At 44.4% G+C, this 234-nt stretch carries 1 protein-coding gene; it reads left to right on the forward strand.

All coding sequences use genetic code 11. The features are described 5' to 3' along the window. Positions 1–82: 82 nt before the first annotated feature. Positions 83–234 (forward strand): FAD-dependent oxidoreductase (locus tag R0J88_RS23735; RefSeq protein ID WP_410901418.1); only part of this gene is annotated, 152 nt, incomplete at its 3' end.

Consider the following 234-nt stretch of genomic DNA (forward strand, 5'->3'; position numbering starts at 1 on the left):
CAAATATTAAAATAGCAGGTGTTTATTCGCACAACATGATGCTATGCTGACCAAACCATGTTTAGTAAATTAAACAAAGAAAATGAATACTCTCCCTGAACATTCATCTGACGTGTTGATTATCGGTAGCGGCGCAGCCGGACTTTCACTGGCGCTACGCCTGGCTGACCAGCATCAGGTCATCGTTCTAAGTAAAGGCCCGGTAACGGAAGGTTCAACATTTTATGCCCAGGG

Origin of the sequence: Pseudoalteromonas sp. SIMBA_162 (assembly GCF_046535955.1) — a bacterium.
In the GTDB taxonomy this organism is placed as follows: domain Bacteria; phylum Pseudomonadota; class Gammaproteobacteria; order Enterobacterales; family Alteromonadaceae; genus Pseudoalteromonas; species Pseudoalteromonas marina.